This is a genomic window from Streptomyces albidoflavus (assembly GCF_000719955.1).
Taxonomy (GTDB): domain Bacteria; phylum Actinomycetota; class Actinomycetes; order Streptomycetales; family Streptomycetaceae; genus Streptomyces; species Streptomyces albidoflavus.
The window spans coordinates 1-18,575 of the sequence record NZ_JOII01000041.1 but is presented as its reverse complement, the minus strand read 5'-3'; the positions used below and the strand labels follow the sequence as shown (position 1 = coordinate 18,575).

The 18,575-nt window shown below is 69.4% G+C and carries 19 protein-coding genes; 16 read left to right on the top strand and 3 right to left on the bottom strand.

Annotated features, from left to right (window positions below; all coding sequences use genetic code 11):
- The first annotated feature begins 5 nt into the window (after positions 1-5).
- The 7 genes from IF45_RS0127900 (at position 6) to IF45_RS0127865 (ending at position 5,764) form a co-directional block, all read left to right on the top strand.
- On the top strand, positions 6-623 hold the full coding sequence (locus tag IF45_RS0127900) for a hypothetical protein (protein WP_051720748.1): 618 nt from the start codon (positions 6-8) through the stop codon (positions 621-623).
- 190 nt (positions 624-813) lie between these two features.
- Positions 814-1,962, top strand: coding sequence for a hypothetical protein (locus IF45_RS0127895; protein WP_030310225.1), 1,149 nt, complete (start codon positions 814-816; stop codon positions 1,960-1,962).
- Between the two features lie 75 nt (positions 1,963-2,037).
- Positions 2,038-2,295, top strand: coding sequence for a hypothetical protein (locus IF45_RS0127890; RefSeq protein WP_030310224.1), 258 nt, complete (start codon positions 2,038-2,040; stop codon positions 2,293-2,295).
- A 67-nt stretch (positions 2,296-2,362) separates the two neighbouring features.
- Complete coding sequence (locus tag IF45_RS0127885) at positions 2,363-2,788, top strand: hypothetical protein (protein WP_037638665.1); 426 nt, start codon at positions 2,363-2,365, stop codon at positions 2,786-2,788.
- Between the two features lie 152 nt (positions 2,789-2,940).
- Positions 2,941-3,759 carry a DUF4097 family beta strand repeat-containing protein gene (locus IF45_RS0127880; RefSeq protein WP_030310222.1) on the top strand — a complete coding sequence of 273 codons (819 nt, stop codon included), beginning with the start codon at positions 2,941-2,943 and terminating at the stop codon, positions 3,757-3,759.
- Between the two features lie 66 nt (positions 3,760-3,825).
- Entirely contained in the window at positions 3,826-5,058 is a 1,233-nt protein-coding gene (locus IF45_RS34490) for an NUDIX domain-containing protein (RefSeq protein ID WP_340642933.1), read from the top strand.
- 160 nt (positions 5,059-5,218) lie between these two features.
- Positions 5,219-5,764, top strand: a complete 546-nt coding sequence (locus IF45_RS0127865) for a hypothetical protein (protein ID WP_129854257.1) — start codon at positions 5,219-5,221, stop codon at positions 5,762-5,764.
- Positions 5,765-5,852: 88 nt separating this feature from the next.
- Here IF45_RS0127865 and IF45_RS31655 read toward each other — a convergent pair whose 3' ends face one another.
- The gene (locus IF45_RS31655; RefSeq protein WP_037638663.1) at positions 5,853-6,062 is read right to left on the bottom strand and encodes a DUF397 domain-containing protein; all 210 of its coding nucleotides are present in this window, start codon (positions 6,060-6,062) and stop codon (positions 5,853-5,855) included.
- Positions 6,062-6,991 (bottom strand): helix-turn-helix domain-containing protein, encoded by a 930-nt coding sequence (locus IF45_RS0127855; protein ID WP_256671128.1) that lies wholly within the window; start codon positions 6,989-6,991, stop codon positions 6,062-6,064. Before IF45_RS0127855 ends, IF45_RS31655 begins: the two co-directional genes overlap by 1 nt.
- A 369-nt stretch (positions 6,992-7,360) precedes the next feature.
- Between IF45_RS0127855 and IF45_RS31960 the strand changes: the two genes are divergently transcribed.
- The 3 genes from IF45_RS31960 to IF45_RS33585 all read left to right on the top strand — a co-directional run bounded on the left by IF45_RS31960 (position 7,361) and on the right by IF45_RS33585 (position 10,818).
- Positions 7,361-7,798, top strand: a complete 438-nt coding sequence (locus IF45_RS31960; protein WP_051720747.1) for a hypothetical protein — start codon at positions 7,361-7,363, stop codon at positions 7,796-7,798.
- Positions 7,795-8,265 (top strand): hypothetical protein, encoded by a 471-nt coding sequence (locus IF45_RS0127845; RefSeq protein ID WP_030310215.1) that lies wholly within the window; start codon positions 7,795-7,797, stop codon positions 8,263-8,265. The genes IF45_RS31960 and IF45_RS0127845 overlap by 4 nt, the downstream gene beginning before the upstream one ends.
- Before the next feature lie 333 nt (positions 8,266-8,598).
- Positions 8,599-10,818, top strand: coding sequence for a type IV secretory system conjugative DNA transfer family protein (locus IF45_RS33585; protein WP_030310213.1), 2,220 nt, complete (start codon positions 8,599-8,601; stop codon positions 10,816-10,818).
- Positions 10,819-11,030: 212 nt separating this feature from the next.
- Here IF45_RS33585 and IF45_RS34485 read toward each other — a convergent pair whose 3' ends face one another.
- Entirely contained in the window at positions 11,031-11,606 is a 576-nt protein-coding gene (locus IF45_RS34485; protein ID WP_370443973.1) for a helix-turn-helix domain-containing protein, read from the bottom strand.
- A 209-nt stretch (positions 11,607-11,815) separates the two neighbouring features.
- On the opposite strand from IF45_RS34485, the gene IF45_RS0127835 reads away from it, so the two are divergent.
- From IF45_RS0127835 to IF45_RS31640, 6 genes are all read left to right on the top strand, one after another.
- The gene (locus IF45_RS0127835) at positions 11,816-12,922 is read left to right on the top strand and encodes a conjugal transfer protein (RefSeq protein ID WP_078842944.1); all 1,107 of its coding nucleotides are present in this window, start codon (positions 11,816-11,818) and stop codon (positions 12,920-12,922) included.
- Between the two features lie 83 nt (positions 12,923-13,005).
- Entirely contained in the window at positions 13,006-13,269 is a 264-nt protein-coding gene (locus tag IF45_RS0127830) for a hypothetical protein (RefSeq protein ID WP_107048055.1), read from the top strand.
- The gene (locus IF45_RS0127825; RefSeq protein WP_030310210.1) at positions 13,269-13,838 is read left to right on the top strand and encodes a hypothetical protein; all 570 of its coding nucleotides are present in this window, start codon (positions 13,269-13,271) and stop codon (positions 13,836-13,838) included. Before IF45_RS0127830 ends, IF45_RS0127825 begins: the two co-directional genes overlap by 1 nt.
- Positions 13,835-16,393 (top strand): ATP-binding protein, encoded by a 2,559-nt coding sequence (locus tag IF45_RS0127820; protein WP_030310208.1) that lies wholly within the window; start codon positions 13,835-13,837, stop codon positions 16,391-16,393. Before IF45_RS0127825 ends, IF45_RS0127820 begins: the two co-directional genes overlap by 4 nt.
- Complete coding sequence (locus tag IF45_RS31645) at positions 16,390-17,016, top strand: hypothetical protein (protein WP_037638659.1); 627 nt, start codon at positions 16,390-16,392, stop codon at positions 17,014-17,016. Before IF45_RS0127820 ends, IF45_RS31645 begins: the two co-directional genes overlap by 4 nt.
- A gap of 2 nt (positions 17,017-17,018) precedes the next feature.
- Positions 17,019-18,575 (top strand): hypothetical protein (locus IF45_RS31640; RefSeq protein ID WP_037638656.1); only part of this gene is annotated, 1,557 nt, incomplete at its 3' end.

The following is an 18,575-nucleotide window of genomic DNA, read 5'->3' as shown; positions in this document are numbered from 1 at the left end:
CACCCATGACCGCGATCAAGGTCCGTGGACCCCTCAAGATCGGAGACGGCACCGTCCGGTGCCCCGGCCGCAGCGAACGCGACACCCCGCGCGAGCTCACCCTCATGGCGAACGGGAAGACCGTCACCGCGACGTGCGGGCAGAAGCACCGCGGCGAGGGCGGCGGGCGCCGCGCGCAGTGCTTCTTCCCCGTCGAGCAGCTCACCGCCGCGAACCTCGGCATCCTCGCCCAGGGCAAGCCCGGCCGCTTCCGCCTCACCCTCGGTGACGGGACCAAGGTTGAGGGCATCCTCGCCGCCGTCGGCGCAGCCGCGGCCAACTCGACCGCCGCCCGCGCCGCCGCAGCCGCGGACGCAAAGAACGGGAAGGCCGCCAAGGCCGGGCCGCCCAAGCCTGCCGGTCGGGCCACGGGCGGCGCGATGACGGCCGCGTTCGGCGCCCTCGCTGCCGTGGCGGGCGCCGCTGGACAGATCGCCACCGCCGGCGCCTCGGCCGTCGAGTCGGCATCGAGCCTCGGACGCGAGGGGATCGGCGTCGCCCGTGACGGCATCCGCGAGGCGGGCGCCTACGGAGAGCGACGGCACGAGCGCAAGATGCAGGGCGCCGGCGCCGCTGAGGACTGATCAGATCGCGCCCCTCTTCGGGGTCCGCGATGCCCCCTCCGAGGGGGGCCGTCACGGACCCCGGAGAGGGGCACCGCGTACCCTTCGTGATTCGAAAATGAATTCAACTGTGAGTGCAACTTGCAGGTGATGTGTGAGTGTGTCATTGTCGACCCACAGCACGACACACCGCACCGAAGGAGAACCCCTCTTGAAGCTCACCGCCCCCCAGCTCGCCGCCCTCCAGGTCATCCACGAGACCCCCCGCCGCGTCGCCGCCCGCGTCAACGGGTCCTCCGGTTGCTGGATCGGATTCCGCGTCCTGCACCACCGCACCGAGGCCCGCCTCGCCGCGCTCAACCTCATTGAGACGGTTCCCGCCGACGGCGGCTTGGAGGTTCCCGTCCTGCGGCTCACCGCCGCCGGATACGAGGCCCTCGGTGTCGACGCCCCGGCCACCACCAAGGAGGCCCCGGCCATCGACGAGGAGGTCCTCCTCCCGCTGCCCAAGCGCTTCTGCGACGCCTACGAGGCCGAGCTCGGCGAAATTCACGCCGACGCCGACAGCGCCCCGTACCGGCAGGTCTGGCAGCACGTCACCAGCGGACGCACCGCCACCCCCCGCTGGCTCCTCGGCCACCTCGCCGACGTCGCCGCGCTCCTGGCGGACCTCGCCGAGGAATCCGACGCCCACCACGCCACCCGCGCCGCCCGCAGCCGCGGCGCCGCCGAACTCCTCGACCTCCTCGCACGCCACGGCGTCCGCCCCTGGCTCCCCGCCGGCCACGGCGTCCGCCCCTGGACCGACGCCCCGCACTGCGACGACTGCGCCGAGCAGATCGGCCCCCGGCCCCCCGCCGCCGTCGTCGCTACCGAGGCGGCCGTCGACCAAGAGCGCGCCGACCGGCAGGCCGCCTACGAGGACCGACTCGCCGCCGCGCTCCGCGCGACCGAGGACGAGATCGCCACCGAGTACGGCGAGCACATGCGGCCCGGCCAGTGCGTCATCTGGACCCACCCCGCCACGGGAAAGACCTCCGTCGGCATCGTGCAGTCGGTCTACCGCCGTGCGGGCGGCAAGGCCGCCGCCGACGTCGAGCTCGTCGGCGGGCCGACCGGCTCCATCCTCGCCGACGACCTCGGGCCGCTCCCCGAGCTCCCCGACATGGGCGAGCTGATCGAGGGTCAGTGGCTCATCACCGACAAGACCGGCGCCACCCTCGCCCACGTCCCCGGCCAGACCCGCGAGGAGGCCCTCGCCGAGGCCCGCAAGATCCCGGCCGTCCGCGCCGCCGCCCACCGCGACGGCGGCCTCGCCTCCCGCCCCCTGTGGACCTCGGACCTCGTCAAGTCCTCCTGACTGCGCCGCCGCCGGGGCCCACTCGGGGCCCCGGCCCGGACCGCCAGCCCCCAACAAACCGAAGGACCAGCGCACATGAAGCCGAACCCGAACGTCGAGATCACCGGCACCGTGACCCTCTTCAACCTCGAATCCGACGCCAAGGGTGCCGTCCTCGTCGTCTACACCGAGGACGAGCACGGGAACGTCGGCCGCTCCTGGCTCCGCTTCCGCCCGGCTGCCACGAACGCGCTCAAGCGTCGCGCCGACAGGCTGCGTGACTTCCCCGCCGAGGAGGAGGGCACCCCGGCCCCTGTCGCCGCGACTGACCGCACCGACCCCGCGGACAGCTGACTCGCTGAAACGTCGGGGGCTCCACCTGGGCCCCCGACCCGCTCAACGTCGAAAGGAAACAACCGGCATGACCGCCAACCGCGCCGCCTTCCCTGCTGTGTACGCTCTCCTGCGCATCGCCGCCGACGTCGCCGACCACTGGGTGCAGAGCGACCACCAGGCGCAGCGCAAGGCCAAGCCCGGCGTCGAGGGGCACAAGGCCCTCGCGGGACACGTGGCCTCGTACGCCGCCACGCAGGCCGCGGCGCTTCTCGTCGGGGACCGCGTCCTCGGCCTCGGCCTGCGCCCCCGCAGTATGGCCGCCGCGCTTGCCCTGTCCGCGAGCACGCACTACCTGATCGACCGCCGTTGGCCGGTCCGCAAGGCAGCCGAGGCCACCGGGAAAGGCGCGTTCTACGAGCTCGGCGGCCCCCTCGGGGGCGCCTACCGGCTGGACCAGGCGGCACACCACCTCGCCGAGGGATTCGCCGCGTACCTCGCCGTCCGCGACTGACTCGACCCGCTCGACCGCCGGGCGGCGGCGCCGCCCGCCCCTCGAACACCAAACCGCACTTTCAAGTCAACTCACAGTTGTACTTGCACTTGGGATGCAAGTCGTGCCATGGTTGACCCGCCGCACCACACCGAAGGAAGGGATCGCCCCGCATGAACAACCAGATCACCACCCGCGACATGACCCCCGAGAAGACGTTCACCGCAGCGGGCGCCGGCCCCGTCCTCGCCGACGTCACCCTCCCTCACGGCACGGTTACCGTCACCGTCGACCCCGCCGCGACCGTCGCCCGCGTCCGCGTCTTCACCGAGGACGGCCCCGACTCCCCGGCCGCCGATGCCGCCCGCGGCGCGCGCATCCAGCAGAACGCCGAACGCCTGGTCATCGTCGTCCCCAAGGTCAAGCAGAACGGCGCGAACTTCGGGGGCAACACCTTCCAGTCGTTCGGCGGCGGCACGACCTACTTCAACGGCGTGCGGTACAGCGGCAACGTGACCGTGGTCAACGGGCAGGTCATCGGGGGTGGCGCACAGGGCTTCACGCGCGGTGTCGAGGTTCATGTCACCCTGCCCGCCGGGTCTGGTGTCCAGTACAGCGGTGAGAACGGCAGCCTTCACACGTACGGCACCGTCGCTGCCATCCGGGCCGAGTCCAGCAACGGCAGCATCAAGGCAGAGACTGTCGGCCGCATCGAGGCCGAGGCGGGCAACGGGTCGATCAAGGTCGGCACCGTCACCGAGTGGATCGACGCCGACGCGAGCAACGGCTCGGTCAAGGTCGAGAACCACATCGGCAACGCCGCCCGCGTCCGCGCCGGGAACGGCTCGGTCGGCTTCGTAGTCGGCGCCGCGGCGACCGGCCGCATCGACATCAAGGCGGGCAATGGCACCGTCAAGCTCTACGGCGTGCGCGGCCGGTCCGACCTCGACGTTCGCGCCACGGCCGGCAACGGCACCGTCAAGAAGTTCTGACCGTACGACACCCCAGCCGGGGCGGGACTCCGCCCCGGCTGTTCGCATCCCAAGGAGGGTTTCACCATGAACGCCGACACCGGCCCCGGTACCCTGTACCGCCAACTCGCCGACGTGCAGCGCGAGTCCGACCGGCTGCGCGTCGCCGTTGCGGCGCGCATGACGTTCGAGGACGTCGTCGCCCGACGCAATGAGATCGGGTGGCAAGAGGGCGTCGACCCGCACAAGGCAGACGCGATCCGACAGGAGGCGACCGAGTACCTCAGTGGCCGCAGGCCGGTCCCGCTGCCGGTCTCCACGGCCGAACTGATCGCCCACGCCCGCCGCCGGATCGAGGTGCTCGGGCGTCTCGCCGAGGCCGGGATCGAGGAGGCCGTCGAGGGCATCGCCGAGGCCGAGGCCGAGCTCGCCGAGGAGCTGCGCAAGGTCGAGGCCGCCGGGTGCGTGTTCTGTTCCATCGCGGCCGGGATCGCACCGGCCACCGTTCTACGGGACTGGGGGGACGTCCTCGCTATCCGCCCACGCGGCGGGGTGAACACGGGGCATGCCCTCGTCATCCCCCGCTACCACGTCGAGGACGCTGGCGTCGACAAGAGCGTTTCGGGTCGCGTCATGGAGTGCGCCTCGGAACTGATGGCTGAGGAGCCGAGCGCCAACATCATTACGAGCAAGGGTGAGCCCGCGACGCAGACCGTGTACCACCTGCATCTTCACCTAGTGCCTCGTGCCGTCGAGGACGGCTACCCGCTCCCGTGGACCCCGCAGCAGACCCCCGCGCGACAGGCCGCCCAGCCCGAGGGAAGCGAGGAACCCGAGCCCGAGAACATCCGCTACACCGCTGATGTGGCCGCAATGACACCGTCCGGCGAGGTGTTGCTCATCGAGCGAGGATGGCCGCCGTATGAGGGGGCGTGGGCGCTGCCCGGCGGCCATGTGGATCAGGGCGAGACGAGCCGCGCGGCGGCGGCCCGGGAGCTGGCCGAGGAAACCGGCATCCAGGTCCCGGCCGCTGAACTGCGGGAGATCGGAGTCTTCGACCGGCCCGGCCGTGACCCCCGTGGCCGGTACGTCACCACGGCCTATCTCGCCCTGGTCCCCGCCGGCACTCCGTTCGCCGCAGGGGACGATGCCCGCACGGCTCGTTGGTGGCCCGCCTCCAACCTGCCGCCGCTGGCCTTCGATCACGCCGAGATCCTCGACCGGGTCACCGCCGCACCCGAGGCTCCGGGCACGGCCGACATGCTCATGGTCGACCAGAGCGGCGAGCGGGGCGGTCCGCTCCCGGACGGCGTCGCCTGAACGTAGGCGCCCACGCGGAATCGCCCGACCCTTCACCGCGGGGTCGGGCGATTCCGCGTGGGCAGTGGGAGACGCGGGGACGAGGAGGCCCTCGCCCGCCCGTGCCTGCCTGTCACCGGGGCGTGGCAGTCTTACCGGCGATGAGTGAATGGGGAACCGGATGACGCACAACCTTGACCAGTACCGCCGGGCGACGGGCGGGTTCTTCACCGGGGCCGTGGTGTGCGTCGTGCTCGCTGCCGGCACCGGCAGCACCGGCCCTGTGTGGGTCGCCGCCGGATTGCTGGCTGGCTCCCTGGCATACCTCCGGCGGGCGATGCCTCGGCGCCCGTACGCCTATTGGCCCGCCTGGATGGTCGGCGCGGCGCTGGCCTTGCTCTTCGCCTGGGCCATGCCGACAACCCGCCCGGCGTTGGTGGTCTGCGCCTCGGTCGAGGCCGTCGTCGCCCTGGTCCTCGCGCTCCTGTGGTACCGGCGCCGCACCGGCGCGGGCGACTGGATCGTCTGGCTACCGGAGGAGAGCGTCCTCCTGCGCCGCGAGTGGTCGCGCCGGGAGGCGGTCCGGTGGGCCGAGGGCTACTACTTCGGCAAGCCATGCGCCGTCAGCCCAGTGGACGACGTCCCGCACATGGCGGACCAGCCCCCGCTCCATCCTGATCGCGACCGCCCCTGGTACCAGCCCCCGGGCCCGGGGGAAGAGGACTGACGCCGAGCGACGCCGAGCACGGAAGCGCCGCCCCCACATGTGGGGGCGGCGCTTCCGTGCTCGGCGGCTACGTGGCCGGCAGCTTGGTTCAGATCGTGCCCGTGCTCACTGCGTGAAGGGCCGTCGTCCACGTCCGGCCGGAGAGCAGGAGCGCGGGGCCGTCAGGGGTCTTGGTGTCGCGCACTCCGACCCACGCGGCCCCGAGCGCGACCTCGACGCACTCGTTGTTGGCCGCCGAGTAGGTGCTCGTCCGCCACTGGGCGTTCGCGAGCTGGGCGAGGGTGGGGCGGGTGGTCATCAGCTGTACTCCTGTCGTGCACGCGCCAGCAGGTCTCTACTGGTCTCGGTGTCGGCCGCAGCCGAGCGCAAATAATCCATCATCATCTTGTACTCGCTCACGTCGCCGGGAGCGTCCAGGTACAAGCCCCTGCGGTGGAGCTCCACGTAGACAACCGTCATGGAGGCTGAGGGAGTCGCTTCATCATCCCGCCCCAAGAGAACGAAATGCCCTCCGCTACCGGCCACATGTCCTCTGCCGCGCGGCAGAATTTGAAGGTCGACCGCCGGCGTCTCCGCCATCGTGGCCAGGTGGTCGAGCTGGTCCCTCATCACGCCGCCGTCCCCCACCACATCGGTAAGAACCGACTCCGCCAGCACCACCCACAGATGCAAGCGCGGCGAGCGCTCCGTCAGGATCTTCTGTCGCCGCATCCGGGCATCGACCGTGGCCCGGATGGTCTCCTCATCCGTCCGTGGCTGAGCTGCCCGGTGTAGCGCGAGCGCGTACGCGGGAGTCTGGAGCAAGCCTGGAACCAGCCGGTTTGCCCACACGTGCTCGTACGCTGCGTACGCTTCAAAACTCACCAGGGGGCTCAAGATGTCCGGCAACGCCGGGTGATCGAGCCACCAGCCGTCCTCCTGGCTGGAGACCAGACGCGTGAGGCTGTCGCGCTCCTCGGCCGTGGCGCCGCAGGCGTCCGCGATGGCCCGCACCGTCGGCACGCGCAGTTTCGAGCGGTCCTGCCACCCTTCGTAGCGATTGACGGTGCCGACGCTCACCCCGGCCGCCGCGGCAACCTGAGTCTGTGTGAGCCCGGCCCGGTTCCGCAGGGTGAAGAGTGCCCGGCCGATCTGCATGCGGCCCGCTGGCCCGACCTGTTGCGCCACGGCGTGCCCCTCCTCGTACTTCGGTTGAGCGAAGCGTACGTGCCCGGTCAGCGCGCTCATCCCCGCGTCCCCTTTTCAGTGAAGTTCATTCATTCGGGTACCTCTGATTGAAATTCAATGGCAGCCTATGCGGTAGACACGGGCCGTGACGTGCCAGCGCTCCGCGTGATCGCGGTCCCCACCCTCTGCCTGCGACGGGATCGAGCCGATGCCTGCATGCCTCACCACCCGGGACATCCGAGGCCGAGTCCTGAACTCGGCCAACCTGCGCCCGACATATGACGCCGCCCTGCACGGGCTGGCGTGCGCCCGCTGCGGAAGCACCACCGGCCTCCGCCCGGGCGGATACGCGTACACCCTCTGCCGCGAGGGCGGTCTGCTCGGGTGGCCGGTCCGGGTCTGCGGGGCGTGCCCCGCCTGGGGCCACCAGTGACCCCGGGCACCAGCGCCGGCGCATGGTGGCTCGCCGCCGCCCACCCCTCCGCCGCCCAGGTCTGGCAGGAGTGGAGCACGCCCCGGCGTATCGCCCTGATCCCCGCCGGGCACCGGTGGGACGCCGTGTCGCTCCCCGCCGCGCGCCTCCTGGACGTCACCGGTGACGAGGCCCCCTGGCGCACCGCGCCCGTCCTCGTCGACACCCCTGTTGAGCGCGCCTACATCCTGATGCCGCCCGGTACCGCCGCCACCTGGGACGTCCCCGGCACCACTTGCCTTGGCCTTGGCTTCTGGCTTGGCGTCGCCAACCCCGCGCACGCCCACCAGCCCGTTTGTGCCCGCTGGCACACCCCGCCCACCGCACACCCCACCCTCGCCGACCCGGCCGCGCTCCGCGCCGCCCTTCTTGCCAGTTCTGAGGCTGCCTCATGACGCACCCCGCCCCGCCCAGCTACCTCCGGGAGATCACCCGGCGCATCCTCGCCCGCTACATCGCCGTCCCACGGCACCGGACGTGGGCGGTCGACGCCTACGACGAGGAGCAGCACACGCTGTCGGCCTGGAGCGCCGGCATCGCCCTGGGCACCTGGTCCACCGACCCCTACCTTCCCGAGTGGGGCAGCAGCCTCGCATACCACCTCACCGCCCACACCATGGCGACAGTGGCCACCCACCGCTACATCGTGACCGCTTCCCTCGACCGCGAGCACGCCGCCATCAGCGTTACGGCGCTCCGAGGCCGCATCCACGGCCGGCTCGCCCCCTCCGAGGAGCCCGTCGTCCAGGCCCTCTCCCGCCGGGCCGGGCACCTCCCCCTGCCCGCCGGCCCCCTCGTCTATGCCGTCATCGGCCTCCCGACCCCTGGCCCGCTCCCCCCGCCCCAGAGCGAGCCCGGGTGAGGGCGGCGCGCGCCGCCCCCACGGCTGCCGCTCTCCGTTCCGCCCCCGACCCGCCGTCGCTCCTCGGCCGGGCCGGGGGCGGACTCGTGTCCCCGGCCCGACCGAGGAGCGACGGCGGGTCGGCGGCGGCCGAGGTAGTGCTCCTCCTGGAGGACGGCCTCGACCTAAACCTCGACGGTGCTCCGGTGCGGCAGTACGCGAGGATCACCAGGGCACGCCTGCCGGGCGTGCGGACAGAGAGGGGGAGGCGTGAAAGCCCTACCGGACCCGAGGGACCTCGTCGACGGACTACCAGGCGGCGCGCTCGGCCTTGGCGGAGGCGGTCTCTTCGCTGTGCTGGTCGTCGTCGCGGTACTCGCCAACCAAGGAACCCCGGCGGACCGCGAGAAGTTCAATCGCAGCGTTGAAAAGGTCTTCGGCGCCGCTGCCGCTGGCATCGGCCGGTACATCACCGGCCGCGAGCTCACGGGCGAGGCCCGCAGCGAGGCGACGTGGTGGCGGGCTGGCGCGCCCCTGCCTGACGACAAGGCTGCCGAGACCCCGGTCGAGCAGCTCGGCGCCGGCCCCGGCGCCCCGGCCGCCGTTACGTACGACAAGTCCAAGGCCCGCCGCGCCGCCCGCGCGGTCACCGCCCCGGTGCACCTCCTCGGAGGCACCTTCGCGGGCATCTGGCGTGTCCTGCGTGCGTGGTCCCGGTGGCCGTACGCCGCCCGCTCGACGGCTCGCCTTGCCCCGATCCCGCTCGGCTGGGGCTGGTGGCGATTCCCCGCCGAGACTGAACTCGCCCTTTACGTAATCGCTTTGACGGTCTTGGTTGCAGCACTCACCAGCCCGGCCGGACTGGGCTGGTGGCGCGTCCGCCCCACGTGGACAGATGGACAAATCTACGGTCCCGGCGTGTGGGTGGCTGTGCGTCAGGTCCTCCGAATGGAGGACGCGGAACCGCGCTCTCGGTGGCTTTCCGTGCCGGACGACATGCGCGCGGATGGCGCTCGAATCGTGCTGCGCATTCCGGCGAGGTGGATCGGCGGCCCCGAGGCCACCGGGGCAATCGAGCGAATTATCGAGGAGAGGGTTCCCGGTGAATGGGTTCCCCGCTGGGAGCGCACTGGCAAGGAGCATTACGTCCAGTGGACCCCCGCACCTAAGCCTGCACCGAAACCCGTTCTCCCCGAATATGTCCCTTGGAAGTCGACCGGAGACCCGCGCCGCGTTTTTGTCGGCCTCACAATCGAGGGAGATTCGATTGTCGACGCGATCATTCAGACGCAGTCCGCTACGCCGCATTGGGGTGTGGCCGGTGCTACCGGCTCCGGTAAATCGACCGTGCTTTACATCCCGGTCGTGCATGGGCGCATGAATGGCGAGATGATCGATATTCTCGATACAAAGCGCAATTCCCTTGCCGAGGCGGAAGGGTATTCAGGCGTCCGCATTCACAAGACGGTGCGCGAATGTATCTCGGCATTCGCCGAGTTTCTTACGTCGATGATGGCCGCCGAAGCTGCAATGGAGAAGGGTGCCGATCCGGCGCTACGCGCCCAGCTCGTACCCCGCACGCTTGTGGTCGACGAGCTGCCGACCTTGATCAAGCTCGCATATACGTGGTGGCGGTACGGCCTGAAGGGAAAGGGGACCCCGCCCTTCCTTGACTGGCTCTCCATCATCCTCCTGCAAGGAAGATCCTCGAATCACCGCGTCGTGGTCGGGACGCAGCAATTCGCCAACGCCTTCTTCGGCGGCACGATGGAGCGTGCCCAGATCGGCACGAAAATTGCTGTCGGACAGCAGGACCGCGTCTCGTGGGGTGTGGCATTCGGGCAAAGCACCCCTGTTCTCGGATACGACACCGAAGTCAAGGGGCGCGGGGCCTACTCGGACCAGAAGAAGGACCCCGGCGCCGATTACCTGTATGTACGGGAGATTCAGCCGAGCTACATCACTCCGGAGGTTGGGAAGTTCCTTTCGGCGTGCGGGCAGGCCCCTGCATGGTTCGATGCCGGCGCCATGGCCCCGTGGATTACCCCCGACGTCCTCGACGAGGTCAACGCGACCGCGGCGACGGCCGCGTTTCTCCCCGGCGGCAAGTACGGGCCTGCGGCGTTCCCCCCTGTCGGCACCACGGGAGCGAGGGGGATCACTGGGGGTTCTCCCAGCTCACAGGAGGCGACAGCAGCCCTCACGACAGGGGGCACGACAGGCGGCGCGACAGGTGCCGGCGCCGAGCTCGTCCCGGCCGAGACCGAGGACCAGGCCGAGGACGTCGTCGAGACGTACAGCCTCGCCCAGGCATTTGAGCGCGGCATCATCCCACACAAGCCGAGCACCATTCGGACCTATTTCAAGCGCGGCGAAAAGCGCGGCATCAAGGCGCCGGCAGGAATCACCGACGGGCAGACCTCCTTTTACAGCGAGGAGGAGCTCAAGGCGTGGCTTGCGGAATGGCAGGCGTGGCAGGAAAAGAACAATCCCGCGCCGCCGCCGCGAAAAAACGTCGAGGCGAACAAGGGAGCTGCGGAGGCTCCTAGTGCTTGTGGAGGAGATCGCCCGTGACGATCTCGCTAATGAGAGCACCGGCCTGATAGAGGGGGGCTGATTTCCTCTCGGTCGAGCTGGTATACGGGTGAATCTGCGCCAATGCGGCGATGGGCAGGCTGCCCCCCCCGCCCTCTTCGCGGCGGATGGCGAAAGACGTTCACCCATCCCGCCTATCGGATATTTGAGAGTGGGTGCGAGCGATAATCGCTGATGCAGCGATGAGCATGCTAGGAGTATGGAGCGTGATCTCCTTGTGGAGTGACTCCGGCCCCCGCGGCGTGATTCTGGACGGCAGGGCCTGGACTGCAATCGACGCCATTCGAAGGAGCTGCGCTTAAGAGTGAAAAAGGAGACGTGTACGGGGGTGCAAATATTTGCTTGGCGCCCCTGTTCGCGTCCGTGGTGGGTGTTTCCTCTCTTAAAGGTGCGAGCAATTCCTCCGGTACTTCAAAGGCTTGGGAAAGAATCGGGAACCAGCGCGAGGGGACTCTCTGTCGGCCGCGCTCGACATGACAATACGTCGACTGCGAGACTTTAAGTGCGTGGGCAACATCTTTTGCGAGCATTCCAGCAGTAAGGCGTAGAGATACCAGTGAAATTGATTCGGTGGTCTCGATTAGATCGGCTACTGATACGCCGAGTGTATTGGCAAGGAGGTGCAGCCGGTCAGGCCGGGGGAGTCGTCCGGTTGTTTCCCAAACCGATACCGCAGACCGTGAGCACCCCAAGGCCGAAGCCAACTGATCCTGAGTCATCCCGCAATCCTGGCGAAGTTTCCTAAGCACCTTGCTGCGGATGCGCACCGATCGCCCCCAGTGTCGTTGATGTGTTGCCGGGACTGTAGCCGCCCCGACGTCGACTCAGGGGAGCGTGCACGGAGCGTTACCAAGTTCTTTGACGCTGTGATCGGGAACGGCATAAGGTCGCTCATCATGTGCTTAGAAGTGCCCAAGTGGGCCAAGCACGGGGGAGGTTGAAAGTGGGATCACTCGGTGGAATTGCCCGAAAGGTTATGGGCCTGCCGGAGCCGAGCGGCAAAGGCGAGGCCGGCGAGAAGTCGACGACGGGTGCGCCCCAACAGGCCGAGGCTGCGCCACCCCGGCCAGTGAACCCGTGGGAGTCTGCGGGTGCCGAGCTGCGGCAGCAGACCGCCACCGGCGGCGCGGAAAGCGGCACCCGTCCCGCGCCGTCGAGACCTCCCTCGGGCACCCCGTGGACGCCGCAGGACGAACGGTCAGGAGCCGTGTTCGCGAGGCGCTTTGGCCGCGGCTTGGTCTGGTTCGTCGTCGTCCTGGCCGCCATCACCGGAGTGCGAGCCTGGGTCATCCCGCCCAAGGCGCCAGCGCCCAAGGCGCCCGCCGCGAAGGCCGAGGCGGCCTACCCCGACGAGGCCGCGCAGGCCGTCGCCGCGCGATTCGCCCGTGCCTACCTCGGGTGGGACGAGGGCAAGGCCGAGGAGCGCGAGCAGCTCCTCGCTTCGGTTCTCCCCCCGGACGCCGACGCCACGATGGGATGGGACGGGCGCGGCCACCAAGATGTGCTAGCTGTCCAGCCGGGCGCGGTCACCGAGGCCAAGAACGGCCAGGCGCGTGTACGGGTCGAGGTTCTCCTCCGCCCCGTGATCGAGGCTGAACCCGCCAAGGGCAAGAAGAAGGCGCCCGCCCCTGCGGAGCAACCGGCCCGGTGGGTCGGCCTCGACGTGCCGGTCGTCGAGAGCTCCGGGCAGATCGCCGTCACTGGGCGGCCGGGCCTCGTGGGTATCCCCGAGCACGGGCCCAAGGCCCCGGACACGCCCACGACGCAGACCGACCCCGAGTTGAGCACGCAGACCGAGGGGGCAGTCGACAAGTTCTTTGCCGCGTACGCTGCGGGCGACACCGACGCCGTTACAGCGCCGGGTGCGAGCGTGCCGGCGCTCCCGGCTGGGGTCGAGTACAAGGGCCTCGTCTCCTGGTCCGCGGACTCCGGGGGCGGTGACACTCGTACCGGTACCGCTCTCGTCTCCTGGTCCCTCGCGGGGGCCTCAGTCGAGCAGGTCTACCGCGTGACCATCACGCGGGTGTCGACGTCGGACGCCCACCGGTGGCAGGTCGACGACGTCCGGGGCGGGTCCACCTGACCCGCCATGCCCCCAGCTCACAAATCATGAGCAACCGTCATACCTCATGATGCACCTGACCGTTCACGTACAAGGGGGAACCCGTGGAACCTGTGCACCGCCTCGTCGAGCTCGCCGCGCCACTCACCACCGGGGCGGAGCTCAAAGACTGGATCTTGATTGTGGTCGGGAACCTCTTCGCCGCGTTCCTCGCGGTGAGGGCCCTCGGGCACTTCCTTAAGAAGGAGTGGGGAGAGATGGTCACCCTCGGGGTGGCCGCCGTGTTCGTCGGCGCGATCATCTGGGCCCCCGACGCTGTACAGGGCTTCCTCACGGGTGTATGGGGCAAGGTCTCGGGGTCTGCCTGATGCGCGTAGGGCACACGTACACCAGGCATTTTGACCTGGAGACCAAGCAGCACGAGTTGCTCGGCATGGACTTGGGGGAAGGGGCGCCCCGCCGCGCCCTGGTCCTGGGGCTCGTGCTCTACGCCCTGTGGACCGGCCCCCTGGTGCTTCTCTTCGGCCTCCCCTCCAAGATCACGTTTACGCTCTACTTCCTGCCCCCGCTGATCACCGTCGTCTACGGCACGCAGCGATCCCGGATAGTCGAGCGCCGATGGAACATCACCCGGTGGTCGATCGGTGTCCGGTACCTCGTCATCGGACACCGGCCCATCATCAGCGCCGGGCGCCGCGCCGCCAACCGGAGCGAGTGGATCAGCCGCCGCGCCCGGTGGGCGGGTAAGACCGAGCTCCTCGCCGAGTCGCCGCTCGGCCCGCTCGTCGAGCGCTGGCTCGGCGAGGAGGAGTCCGTCCCGCCCGGTGCCGGCGCCCCGGTCCGACTCTCCGCGCGCCCTCGCCTGTACGGCCCTGACGCCGTCGGCAAGGCGTACGGCCGCAAGGCAACGCAGCAGTACAGGGGGAACATGTCGTGAAGGTTCTACAGAAGGTTGGGACGTTCCTGGGGGTGGGCGGTGACCGCTCGGCGATGCCGCCGCAGTACGTCGCCCTGTCCGACGGCCTCGTCATCACCGACAGCCACACGGAAGCGTGGTACGTCCTCGCCTCCTCGAACACCGACCTCATGTCTGAGACGGCCCGCGACGGCGAACTCGACGCCGCGAACTCGGCCCTCGCCCGCACCCTCGCCGGGCACGAATGTCACCTTCGGGTGCTGTGGTCTCCGCTGCACGCCGAGGACTACGCCGCCGAGGCTGCCGAGATGTTCACCGCAGGGGACTGGCAGGAGTGGGCACAGATCCGTGTCGGCCGCCTCGAACAGATCGCCTTGCCGACGCGTCACCTCCTCCTCGGCGTGCGCCTCACCGAGCGCGCCGGGCAGGCGCAGAAGCTCGGCCGCCGGGGTGTCGAGGGCGGCCTCGGCCTCAACTCCTCGACCATCGGTTCCCGTGAACTCGCCCGCCTCGACGCGCAGATGCGCCGCCTTGGCCGCCGCCTAGAGTCCTCCCCGTGGAAGGCGCAGCCCGCATCCGTCGAGATGCTCGCATGGATGATCAGCCGTGAGCAGCACCGCGGCACGCCGCTCCCCGCCCCGCGTGCCGGCGTCATCGCGGGCGCCAAGCTCGCCGCCCTCACGCGCGGGCGCATCCTGCCCCACCCCGATCACCTGCGGGTGGTCGACGCCCACGGCGACGTGACGGCCTGGGTGTCGGTGCTGACGATGAGCGGCTTCCCCGAGCAGATGGAGAGTCCCGGAAACGGCGAGTGGCTGCGCGTCCTCTCCGAGATCAACTACGTGCCGGAAATCGACGAGGCCCACCTCGACCCGGACCTCGACCCGGCCGCGCTCATCCAGCCCGTGAGCCCTGAGGCGTCCGTACGGTTCCGCGTGATGCCCAAGCGCGACGCCCTCAAGAAGGTGGATGAGGCCCGCCGGTCGGCCAAGGAACAGCGCCGCAGTGCCTCGAAGGCGTCGGCTGAGGACCCCGGCCGGGACATCGAGGAGACCGAAGACGTTATGGCTGAGCTCACCCGCGACATGCGGCGTGAGGACGTGACCCTCGTCGACGATCACCCCCGGGTGATCGTGACGAGCGAGACGTCCCTCGAAGACCTCCGCGCACGCATCGACGCGGTGACCACGCATTACGGCGGGTTCGGGATCGAGGTCACCGTCGGCGAGGAGGAACAGCGCGAGCTCTGGCTCGAAATGCAGCCGGGCGACCAACTGCGGGTGCCCGACCTCGGCCACGTCCGCGACGTCACGGCCCTGTCCGGCTCCTGGTGGTGGGGCGGCGCCAAGGTCGGCGACGATCGCGGCCCCATCGTCGGGTACCTGACCGGCAGCACGCCCGGTGTCTTCCGCAACGATGTGACCGCGGGCAGCGACAGGGGCGACGCGACGACGACGGCGTTCGTCGGCAGGAGTGGCCGAGGTAAGACGACGGCCATGATGTTGAGCCTCCTCGACGCCGGATTTCGCGGCTCCTACGCCCTCGCGCTGGACTTCAAGGGTGACCTTGGCGGCCTGGTGACCGCGGCTCGCCGCTACGGTCTGAACGCTCACCTCATCGAGACCGGCCCCAAGTTCGCCGGGGCCGTCGACCTGTTCACGCTCCTGGCGTCCGAGGGTGTCGACGTCGCCCGAGGCGAAGTGCCGGCGCAACTCTCCGTCGCCATCCCCGAGTGGCTGCGCGAGCTCGGGGCCGAGACTCCCATCACCCGCGCGGTGAACGAGGTGATCAGCCAGGGTGACCCCGCCACCTGGAAGGTGATCGAGTACCTGCGACAGATGGACGATGAGCTCGGCCGCAAGGCGGGTGAGGCCCTGTACGAGCTCGCACAGAACGCCTTGGGTGCGCCGTTCATGGGCCGCCCGACCGGCGCCGGATCGCCCATTAGTCCTGAACCGGGGATCTTCGTCGTGCAGATGCCGGGCCTCTCCCTGCCCCAGCCCGAGGAGGCCCGCCGCGACTGGACCCCCATGAAGCGCCTGAGTGTCGCCCTCATGCACTCCATGCTGGCGTTCGGCGTCACCACCGCGGGCCGCCGCGACCTGCGCGGCCTGCGCAAGGTTGTCGCCGTCCCCGAGGTCCACGTCCTCACCGCCACGCGGGAGGGGTCAAGCTTCTTGCAGTACATCGCCCGAGTGGGCCGCGCCTTGGCGACGTCGCTCCTCCTGGACACGCAAGACCCCGAGTCGCTCGTCTCCATGGTCGGCGTCCTCGAACAGCTCACCACCGTGGCCGGGTTCCAGCTCACCACCCGCGAGCAGCAGAACGCCTTGGCCGAGCTCCTCAGCCTGCCCAAGGACGCCCACACCCGGGCCCTGATTCAGTCCGTCGGCCTCCTGCCCGACGGCGAGATCCGGCACGGCCATTGCGTGATCCGCGACCGTCGGTTCAGTTGCGCCACCGTCCAGTGGGACGTACCGAGTGCCGAGCTCCTCGCCCTCCTCGACACCTCGCCCAAGGCGGCCGACCAGTCGGCCGACGACGCCCCCGTGAGCATGGAAAAGGTGGACGCATGAAGCGCACGGCGACGGCCGCCGTACTGGCCGCCGGCATCCTCGCCCTTGCCGGATGCTCCTCGGACGGTGATGGCGGGACCAAGGGCGGCAATCCGAGTGCCGGCGGGCAGCAGGCCCCGAAGGACGACGCGCTCGTGAAGGTGGCCAAGCAGTACCAGGAGGCTGCCAACCGAGAGGACAGGAAGACCGCTTGCGGCCTCAGCTCCTCGCGGCTGCGCGGCGGCACGGTCGAGGAGTGCGCCGACCGGCTCACCGTGGACGAGCCCACGCCCGACCCGAGCGAGACGAGCCCCTCGCCGTCGTTCTCCCCGCCGACGTACGCCGACGGCTCGACACCCGAACCCGTCGCCTCCCGCACGCCCACCGGGCCGGACCGCGCCGACATCGGCCCCGTCTCGGCCTCGGACGTCGTCGAGGTCTCGGCCGTCGCGGACCACCCGGCCGGGTACGGCGTGCTCGTCACCTACACCGTGAAGTGGCCCGACAAGGACGCCACCACCACCCGCCGCGCGCTGCGCCTGGTCCAGCAGGGCGGGGCCTGGCTCATCGACCAGCACGAGGACGTACAAGAGGGCGACATGGGGCACGGCTCGCCGGTCCGCACCGCTCTGTCAGGGGGATAACGGTGCTCGTCTACTACAACTTGCCGCGGCTGCGGACCCTGTTGACACCGCTACTGTTCGCCTTCACCACCTTGATGGTTTTTGCGGGACAGGCGCACGCCGAGGATATCGACCCGACGGGAATCGGTGACCTAATGCCGTCGCCTGATTCCAAAGTGCCCGAAGGGCAGGGAACTCTATATGAGACGTATAGCAATCCGTCTCTGTGGCGGCTAGATTCCGATTTCGGCACCTGGGATGTTCTCGACCCGATGGCCGAGACCATTGCGGATATTTGCATGGGCCTGATTGCCGTACTAGGTACGGCGTGCATCGTTGTTGTTAGGTGGATTTTTCAACTGACCACCATTCCGGAACTTGAAAACGCCATCACCAAGAGTATCGGCGGGGCCGCCGAGGGCCTCACTGTGACGCTCCTCCCGAGCGCACTTGCCGTTGGCGGCCTGGTGGCGTTCGTTCAGCACCGGAAGGGCGGTGGAGGCGGGGGGCTCTCGCAGATCGCCTGGGTGCTGATTGCCGGCGTGGTCTCGGTTTCCCTCCTGAGTAGCCCTCAGACCTGGGTTGGCGGTATCGACAGCGCCCGTCAGATCGGGTCGAGCGTCACCATGAACGCGACGTCGCAAGGTCTCGGCGACGGGACAGGCGACTTCCCGTTCAAGCTGGACCATGAGCCGAAATTCAGTGGTAACGGCCGGGACGACGCCCTCCGAAAGTCGAGTGACGCCGTGTGGCGCGCGTATGTTGCGACTCCATGGTGCGTCGCAGAATTCGGCTCATTTGAAGTCTGCAAGAAGTACGGCAAGGATCTGCTTGACCAAGGCACCGACGTAGACAAGCGTAAAGAGTGGCTGCAAGAGACCGTAACCGAGGAAGCGGTCGGGGGTGACTCCGTTAATTGGCGTCAGGGGCATAACCCTATTGGCCGGATCATGGTCACCGTGCCAGCCCTGATCTCAGTAATTCTGTTCGCGGCTCTGGTCCTGATGCTCGCCTTTACCTCACTGGCGAGCCTCCTCGGCGCACTCATGTTGCTATTGACGGGCGTGATCTTTGCGTGTCTGTGGGTTATCCCCGGCCGCCCCCGCGAGTGGGGCCTCGCCTGGTTTGATCAGCTCCTTGCGCGGACCCTTGAAAGCCTCATCGCGACCTTGGTCCTCGGCGCGGTGCTCTCCGTCCAGGCCGCCTCGACGCAGATGTTCGGTGTGTACGGGTGGCTCCCTGGCAGTGGCCTGAGTATCGCCGCCGCCATCGTCGGGATGAACTTCCGGGCGGTCATTGCCCAAATTTTCGGCGTCCGTGGCACCACGTCCGGGATGCTGGGCGTCCTCCTCTTCTCCAAGATGCTGAACCGAGGCGGCGGGCGCCGCCGCGACGGCGGCGTTGATCACCAGCCTGTACGCACTCTCCCCGGGCGCCGGCGTCCTCGGCCCGGTGGAGGAGGCGGAGGAGGCGGAGGCTTGCCTCAGCTCCCCGGCGGCGGAGGCGCCTCGGATGAGGACCCCGCCGTGATCCTCACCCGCGTGCCACGTCAAAGGCCCCCTGCCCCAGCCCCCCCAGCT

Coding starts and splice junctions, on each gene's coding strand:
- IF45_RS0127900 (WP_051720748.1), top strand. CDS start 6: ATGACCGCGATCAAGGTCCGTGGACCCCTCAAGATCGGAGACGGCACC.
- IF45_RS0127890 (WP_030310224.1), top strand. CDS start 2,038: ATGAAGCCGAACCCGAACGTCGAGATCACCGGCACCGTGACCCTCTTC.
- IF45_RS0127885 (WP_037638665.1), top strand. CDS start 2,363: ATGACCGCCAACCGCGCCGCCTTCCCTGCTGTGTACGCTCTCCTGCGC.
- IF45_RS0127880 (WP_030310222.1), top strand. CDS start 2,941: ATGAACAACCAGATCACCACCCGCGACATGACCCCCGAGAAGACGTTC.
- IF45_RS34490 (WP_340642933.1), top strand. CDS start 3,826: ATGAACGCCGACACCGGCCCCGGTACCCTGTACCGCCAACTCGCCGAC.
- IF45_RS0127865 (WP_129854257.1), top strand. CDS start 5,219: ATGACGCACAACCTTGACCAGTACCGCCGGGCGACGGGCGGGTTCTTC.
- IF45_RS31655 (WP_037638663.1), bottom strand. CDS start 6,062: ATGACCACCCGCCCCACCCTCGCCCAGCTCGCGAACGCCCAGTGGCGG.
- IF45_RS0127855 (WP_256671128.1), bottom strand. CDS start 6,991: ATGAGCGCGCTGACCGGGCACGTACGCTTCGCTCAACCGAAGTACGAG.
- IF45_RS0127845 (WP_030310215.1), top strand. CDS start 7,795: ATGACGCACCCCGCCCCGCCCAGCTACCTCCGGGAGATCACCCGGCGC.
- IF45_RS0127835 (WP_078842944.1), top strand. CDS start 11,816: ATGGGCCTGCCGGAGCCGAGCGGCAAAGGCGAGGCCGGCGAGAAGTCG.
- IF45_RS0127825 (WP_030310210.1), top strand. CDS start 13,269: ATGCGCGTAGGGCACACGTACACCAGGCATTTTGACCTGGAGACCAAG.
- IF45_RS31645 (WP_037638659.1), top strand. CDS start 16,390: ATGAAGCGCACGGCGACGGCCGCCGTACTGGCCGCCGGCATCCTCGCC.